The organism is Trichocoleus sp. FACHB-591 (assembly GCF_014695845.1).
In the GTDB taxonomy this organism is placed as follows: domain Bacteria; phylum Cyanobacteriota; class Cyanobacteriia; order FACHB-46; family FACHB-46; genus Trichocoleus.
The window spans coordinates 60,436-67,138 of sequence record NZ_JACJPA010000072.1 but is presented as its reverse complement, the minus strand read 5'-3'; the positions used below and the strand labels follow the sequence as shown (position 1 = coordinate 67,138).

The following is a 6,703-nucleotide window of genomic DNA, read 5'->3' as shown; positions in this document are numbered from 1 at the left end:
TTGCCTACGAAAGTGGTAGAACTATCTATCAAATCAAGCACGGGATGCTCTCTGAGTATCTCAAGGAGCAACTCAAGCATCCGTCCGTTCAAATGACTTTTGCGTAAGTTCTGTTAAAGCAAACTTTAAAGATGCTGACTTATTAGAAACTACAATTGAATTTACTTTGATGGATGGAGCTAGCTTTATTCAAGCCTCGTTACTAAGAACAAAGCTGAGATGTTTAGACTTGAATAATGTAGATTTTACAAATGCCTTTATAGATATAGAGAGTGTTACATTTGATAATGTAAAATACAAAGTTATATATGCTGCTAATTCTATATTTCAGCAGTTTAGCGAATAATTATGTTGAATTAAAACAATATATAATAGTTGAATTCATGAATATGTTCTTTATCTAATTCATAAATATACTCTTTATCTAGAATTTCTAGGAAATTAAGTTTTTCGGAATGGCGTGATTATTTATAAGCGATCGCGATGCAATTAGAAGACTACTTTGAGTTTCTGCGCCCTGATGACATCCGCATCAAAGGAACAAGGGTGGGAATTGAAACAGTTTTGTATAGTTTCATCCACCGGCGCCAAACTCCTGAAGAGATTGCTCAAGACTACCCCTCCTTGACTTTAGAGCAGGTTTACGCCACCATCCTTTACTATTTGCATAACAAAGAAGCAGTGAGCAAATACTTGGCAGATTGGCTGGAGTGGAGCCATCAAGCCAGAGAAGAACAACGTCTCAATCCTTCACCTGCTGTAGCTCGACTTATGCAAGTAAAAGCTGAACGTCAAGCAACAGCAAAATGAATGGCGCTCAAATATCTGCTGGATGAGAATATTAGCCCCAGTTACCACAGTCAGTTCCGCACTCGATACCCTGAGTTGGTGATGTGGGTAATTGGTGATCCAGGTACCCCGCCTCAAGGAACCCTAGATCCAGAAATTCTTGTTTGGTGTGAAGCTCACGATTTTGTCTTGGTAACGAACAATCGTAGATCTATGCCTGTTCATCTGGCTGACCATATTGCTCAAGGTCAACACGTACCCGGAATCTTGATCTTGAACCCCAAAATGAGTGTTGGTGAGACTTTGGATGAACTAGCTTTCATTGCTGAGTTGGCGCTTGAGGATGAGTACCAAGACCAAATTGTGCATCTACCAGTTTCCAAGTAGAGCGATCGCCCTTTCCTAAGCCACCTAACTGCTACTAATCGTTTGTCTTAAAGGTAAACTGTCGCGTTTTAGTTGAGCTTTGAGGGTTTCTAGATAGTCGATCTGAGATTTGTAGTCGGCGGCAGTTTTTTTCCATTGGACTTTACGGTAGAGAGCAGCGCGGGCTAACTCCTCTCGACCTTGTTTCAGAGCCGCTAGAGCCACACGATGCCAAGTGTTCTCTTCTTTTTGGGCGTGTTGATACTGCGGTCGGAGGGTACTTTCTGCCGAAGCAATGTTGTCTAGCGCTTGGCGGTACAACTCCATAGACTTAGCAGGCGATGAATTGTCGATCGCCTCATTGATCAACTTGTCAGTTCCAGGCAAGCTAATTCTGACAGCATCTAAGCCAAAATTGCGAAGTTGAGCACTTTCATTCACTCCGGTTTTGCACCAAGTGGTAAAGTGCTCACAATTGTTGGTCGTGAGATTGTAAGCTGATTCCCCAATACGGCTCTCGGCTCGTTGTACTACCACATCGGGAAGATAGGAAGTGGTGTAGCGTTTCACATAGACGGGTTGCCCCATCGCAAACTCCGCCATTGAGGTGCGCGAAATCCTGGCCACTTCGGTTTTGCGGTAGTGAATTACTGTGCCGTCGCCACAGTCGATGCCGTGATGCTCATAGAGACCTGGTAGCCCCATAAACTCGCGCATCACGTAGATCTGATCTCCTCGTGCCATGAAATAAATATCCTGTCTAGAACTGCTGATCTGCTAACTCGATCCTAGACTGCAATTTCTGCGATCGCCGTTGCCACCTCACTCGCAGTTGTGTAGCGCTGTTCTGGCTGAGGATGAGTGAGCGTGCGAATGACGGGAATTAAAGCAGGCGGCAAGTCAGGGACATACTCGGCGTAGAGCCTAGCACCTTGATCGCGATGGCCGTAAAACAAGTTAGGGTCTTCCCCAGTGAGTAAATAAATCAGGAGCGGGCCGAGAGCATATAAATCAGATGCGATCGAGGTTTCACCTACTTCTTGCTCAGGAGCCATATACCCCGGTGTGCCAATGGGTTTACCAGGTTCGACTGCCGCAACCTTAACTGATCCAAACCCAATTAAAGCAATTTCATGTCCGCTGACTGGGATGGCTCGTCTAATTAAGTGTTGTGGCTGTATGTCTCGATGCAGAACTGGAGGCGTGAGGTTGTGGAGATAGTCGAGCGCTTCACAAATTTCTGTCATCCAAGCGATCGCCTGAGCCAAAGGTATAGGACCACTCGCGGCGACATCTTGGGCTAAGCTGTGCCCGTAGATCAACTCCATCGCCAAATACGGCTGCCCCGATACGGCAAAAGTATTGATTAACCGTGGCAACCCAGGATGATCAAATTGCTTGAGTAAATTGACTTCTTGCGCCAATAAGTCTTTAGCTTGCGGATGGTCCGACCATTCTGAATTTAAGGTTTTGAGCACGACGCTCTGCCCGTCTCGCCAAGCCCAGTAAGTAATGCCCATTTCGCCGTGATTCAGCGTCTGCAAGACCTGGTACTTGCCCAAAAGCTGCTGAATTTGGAGCGGTTCGCCACAATCTAGGCAAAAGCGTAGTTCCGGGCTAGCCCGCTGATGCTGACAACTTACCTTGGTGGCTGGAACTGGAGAGATTTTAGTAGGTTCAAGTTGCCGCTCTCCAGCAACGGTGACAACCTTTCTTGCGCCCGTGCTTTGAGTGGAATCGGACTCTTCTAGGGGAGCGGGTAGTCGCAAATGCGGAGGCACAGGAATCGTGCTGACTTGAGCGCTAGTCTCCTCTAAAACATCGCTAGCGTCTTCGTCTAGTTTGGTTCGTGCTTGTTGAGCCAAGGTACGCTCTCCAGAGAGCGTTTTAGGCAGTTCTTTCATTGCCTCCGCTCCAATACGAATCTGAATATTCGGCCCAGAGCGGGCAAGCCGAATAATTACCCCATCAATGACAGGCGCATGCGTGATGCGCTTGCCCTCTAAGTAAGTACCATTGGTTCCGATGCTGACAATTTCCCAACTAGAACCATTACGCCGCACTTCAACATGGTGACGCGACACTACTGCACTGTAGAGCACGACATGATTGTCCGTTGACCGCCCAATTCGAATCACTGGCTCTTGATCGAAGACCCAGGTTTGCACCGGAATATGCTGGAGAGGATGGAGGAGAGTCAGAGTAATCACACTGGCGATGCTAAGTCTGAAATAACAGAAGTATCGCAGCCGAAGCAGCAATAACTTTAGAGCTTTTCTATATCCTAATCCTAGGCGGCTTCAACTCAATTTCGTTGAGCAATTTTCCATCAATTGATGGTAGTTCAGAGTTGGCAAAGTGAGCAATTATTTGTTTTTTATTTGCAAACGCAGCTCAGAGGCTAGAGGGCTTACGTCGCTAGCTCTCTAATAATTTTAATTCGATAAAATTGTTAAGAAGTTATTAAGAAATCTGGAATAAAAAGGTGACTCGATCGCCCTTACCCAAAGAAATGCGATCGCCTGAGCGCAAACGATGACGGTTGCCCAAGGGGATCAGCATGTTGTTGATGTAGGTGCCATTAGAGCTACCCACATCCTCAATGTAGAACGCATCTCCCTCCACCCGAATATCTGCATGGATACGAGAGACGATTTCTGAGTCAGGAAACCCAGACACATCAATATCTGGAGGAATGCGATCGTTCCACTTGCCGATGTGGATGAGAGACAACTGGGGGGGCAATTCTAGAGGCGTATCGGTGCGTAAATGCAGTAGTTTGGCTGTCTGTTGTTGCAGCCGTGTGTGGGAGTCGCTAGAGACGACCGGAGATGGCACGGGAAAGTCACTTGCAAGGGGTGGCGGGAGTAATTCCTTGCCTAGTGATCCAGGGAGAGGCGCAACATCAGGCAGACTGTTGCCTAATTCATTGCCTTCTGGCCCCAAAGAATTAGTAGTAAATAGATCTGACTGACTGGCTGAACTAGAGTTACCGGGTGTCGCTGCTCCTACAAATTCTACAAAGGAGGGCATGGAGGTTTCCTCAACACCCGGTAGTGGGGTATTGGTGCGTAGGTTAAAGCCACATTGACCGCAGAAATTAGCATCGGTCTGTACAGTTGCACCACAGTTGGAGCAGTTGGTAGTGGCAGGTAACGGGGTGTAGCAAGCCTCGCACTGCACTGCGCCTTCAGGATTTTGGTGGTTGCAATTGGGACAGACAATCATGAAAGTTTCTCTTCTGCCGAAATCATGCCAGGGGATAACCAGACAGCTAGTACTCAATCTTAACCATTTATGGCTTGTCCAGCGGCAGCGTCAAATAACCACCAAAGTTCTCCTTGCGGTTGGACTAAGCGAGCTGGATAGGTCATGGCATCGGCTGTAGGGGCAAAAATTTCTTTGAGAGCGGCTTGCTTGTTGGCACCAGCCACTACAAATACAACGTATCTGGCGGCATTAATCAGGGGAGCAGTAAAGGTGAGGCGTGGCTGACCATCTTTATTTCCCACAGTAATCAGTCGATCTTGCACTTGTAGGGCTGCTGTATGCGGAAACAAAGATGCCGTATGTCCATCATCCCCTAAGCCCAAGAGAATCACATCCAAAGCAGGCAAGGCTTGACCCTGTACCTGTAGCACTTCTCGTAGATGAGATTCGTAGTCTTGAGCCGCGATCGCTGGATCAGCAGCCTCAGTTGGCATCGGGTGGATATTCTCAGCCGGAATCTGGACGCGATCGAGCCAAGCTTTACGAGCCATCCCCTGGTTGCTGTCTGGGTGATCGGCAGGAACGTAGCGCTCATCGCCCCAAAACACATGGATTTGGCCCCAATGCAAATCTTGAGTCGCAAGAGCTTCGTATAGCGGCTTAGGTGTGCTGCCACCAGAAAGAGCGATGGTGCATTGCCCCCGCTCTGCGATCGCCGCTTGAATTTTTTCTACAACCACTTCCAGCGATCGCTGAATCAGAGCTGTGGTGTCTGGCAAAACTTCTACAATTTTGTTCATTGGTTTTTGATGAGGCAGGTCTATAGGCATGGTAGGGGTGATGCAGTTCTATCATGCTGGCATCAAGGGTTCTCAAATATTCCTTATGTATAAATAATTGAGCTCTAACCTAAATCAGCCTTGTTGGGTAGATACACAGCTTAGAGTTGCGTAACTGTTTTTCCAGATTTGCAGGCTAGAGACCATCCGAGTCGTAAGCATCACTCTTTAAACAGCTCCCAAATCTACCTAACTTAAAACTGCTAATTAATTTTCTGTGTAACTAATATATTGACCGCTTTAAATCAATCTAGCTTTCAGTGATATGGCACGATTTATCACTGACTAGTTAGGTTGATTTTAGGTAACTGGTTGCCAGTTATGACGCGATCGCAGGAGGAAAATACTGTAGCCAGAAACTTCCTAGCTGCATTTATAACAACGATCGCGTCCCTGTCAATACTTAGATAAATTAAAAAATGAATTATTAATGATTGCTTAAAGGCAATTTTAAGAGGAATTAAAAGTTACCTGAAAGAAGTAAATTGATTTGGAATTTAGCCTGTTACGTATTTATAATTTCCTCTGACCCGCTAACCTTGACTTGTCTAGACTGAAAGAATTTACTAGCGGTTGTACTTGACACATTGTCCTGTTTGCTCGCAAGTGAACAGGGATAACAAACGAGTATGCTGAATCTAGCTCAGCTTGAAGCAGACAATCACTAAACCACTCTGAAGCCCAATGAAAGCAACTGATAGCCGTCAACTCTCTGCGATCGCCTCCCAAACGCTCAAATACGTGGGAATCATTTTGATTCTGGCTGCTCTGATTGACTATGCCGTGTTGCTGGTACCCTCCGATGTACCCGCCAAACTCAGCAGCTTAGAAGGATTGAAATGGCAAATCGCCCTATTTAGCCAATTTGTCGATCGCGGAGTTGTGCCACTGCTGGGTTTTGTCCTCCTATTTACTGGAGTTTGGGTTGATAGTGTTTCGGGTGCACCTCCAGAGCGACAAAAAGCTTGGCAAAACATCAGCTTCGCTTCTCTCTTGCTAGCCAGCCTGCTGGGTTTTGTCTTCTTAGTATTGTCGCCTCTACATTTCAGCAACACCTACCGAGCGAACCAGCAAACCCGGACGCAGATTTCTCAAGAAGCGGGACAAGCAGAGGGACAGCTCAATCAACAACTGCAACAAATTAACAGCTTGGTCAAAAGCGACTCGCAACTAAATCAAGCGATCGAGAGTGGACAGATCAAAGGGGAACAGTTAGCCCAAGTTCAAGCTCTCAAGAGCCAGATCCAGCAACAACTCCAATCTGATCCACAAGCACTCGATAAAAAAGCGAAAGATGCCCAAACTCAAATCCGCACTCGCCGCCTCGATTTAGAAAAACGTGCCAATGCTGAGTTTCTCAAGTCTGGATTGCGGGTAGGACTCAGCAGTTTGCTCCTAGCAATTGGGTACATTACGGTTGGTTGGACTGGATTGCGGCAATTGGGAGCAGGGTCTCGGAAAGCGGGTCGCTAGTTATAGCTTCAAGAGTATCTCTGGCT

At 46.7% G+C, this 6,703-nt stretch carries 8 protein-coding genes; 4 read left to right on the top strand and 4 right to left on the bottom strand.

Annotation, left to right across the window (positions count from 1 at the left end; all coding sequences use genetic code 11):
• Positions 1 to 169: 169 nt before the first annotated feature.
• From H6F90_RS31530 to H6F90_RS13060, 3 genes are all read left to right on the top strand, one after another.
• Positions 170 to 346: a hypothetical protein gene (locus tag H6F90_RS31530; protein ID WP_370588010.1), complete on the top strand. Its 177-nt coding sequence runs from the start codon at positions 170 to 172 to the stop codon at positions 344 to 346.
• A 137-nt stretch (positions 347 to 483) separates the two neighbouring features.
• Positions 484 to 810, top strand: coding sequence for a DUF433 domain-containing protein (locus H6F90_RS13065; protein ID WP_190552896.1), 327 nt, complete (start codon positions 484 to 486; stop codon positions 808 to 810).
• Positions 811 to 1,176, top strand: coding sequence for a DUF5615 family PIN-like protein (locus tag H6F90_RS13060; protein ID WP_190552895.1), 366 nt, complete (start codon positions 811 to 813; stop codon positions 1,174 to 1,176).
• Positions 1,177 to 1,200: 24 nt separating this feature from the next.
• Here the strand turns inward: H6F90_RS13060 and H6F90_RS13055 are convergent, their stop codons facing one another.
• The 4 genes from H6F90_RS13055 to pgl form a co-directional block, all read right to left on the bottom strand.
• Positions 1,201 to 1,899, bottom strand: a complete 699-nt coding sequence (locus tag H6F90_RS13055) for a lecithin retinol acyltransferase family protein (protein WP_190552894.1) — start codon at positions 1,897 to 1,899, stop codon at positions 1,201 to 1,203.
• Between the two features lie 44 nt (positions 1,900 to 1,943).
• Entirely contained in the window at positions 1,944 to 3,365 is a 1,422-nt protein-coding gene (locus H6F90_RS13050) for an FHA domain-containing protein (RefSeq protein ID WP_190552893.1), read from the bottom strand.
• A gap of 253 nt (positions 3,366 to 3,618) precedes the next feature.
• The gene (locus tag H6F90_RS13045; protein WP_190552892.1) at positions 3,619 to 4,383 is read right to left on the bottom strand and encodes an FHA domain-containing protein; all 765 of its coding nucleotides are present in this window, start codon (positions 4,381 to 4,383) and stop codon (positions 3,619 to 3,621) included.
• A 59-nt stretch (positions 4,384 to 4,442) separates the two neighbouring features.
• Positions 4,443 to 5,165: a 6-phosphogluconolactonase gene (pgl, locus tag H6F90_RS13040; protein ID WP_190552891.1), complete on the bottom strand. Its 723-nt coding sequence runs from the start codon at positions 5,163 to 5,165 to the stop codon at positions 4,443 to 4,445.
• Between the two features lie 723 nt (positions 5,166 to 5,888).
• Between pgl and H6F90_RS13035 the strand changes: the two genes are divergently transcribed.
• Positions 5,889 to 6,677: an HpsJ family protein gene (locus H6F90_RS13035; RefSeq protein ID WP_190432411.1), complete on the top strand. Its 789-nt coding sequence runs from the start codon at positions 5,889 to 5,891 to the stop codon at positions 6,675 to 6,677.
• The last annotated feature ends 26 nt before the right edge of the window (positions 6,678 to 6,703 follow it).

Coding starts and splice junctions, on each gene's coding strand:
- H6F90_RS31530 (WP_370588010.1), top strand. CDS start 170: ATGGATGGAGCTAGCTTTATTCAAGCCTCGTTACTAAGAACAAAGCTG.
- H6F90_RS13065 (WP_190552896.1), top strand. CDS start 484: ATGCAATTAGAAGACTACTTTGAGTTTCTGCGCCCTGATGACATCCGC.
- H6F90_RS13060 (WP_190552895.1), top strand. CDS start 811: ATGGCGCTCAAATATCTGCTGGATGAGAATATTAGCCCCAGTTACCAC.
- H6F90_RS13055 (WP_190552894.1), bottom strand. CDS start 1,899: ATGGCACGAGGAGATCAGATCTACGTGATGCGCGAGTTTATGGGGCTA.
- H6F90_RS13045 (WP_190552892.1), bottom strand. CDS start 4,383: ATGATTGTCTGTCCCAATTGCAACCACCAAAATCCTGAAGGCGCAGTG.
- pgl (WP_190552891.1), bottom strand. CDS start 5,165: ATGAACAAAATTGTAGAAGTTTTGCCAGACACCACAGCTCTGATTCAG.
- H6F90_RS13035 (WP_190432411.1), top strand. CDS start 5,889: ATGAAAGCAACTGATAGCCGTCAACTCTCTGCGATCGCCTCCCAAACG.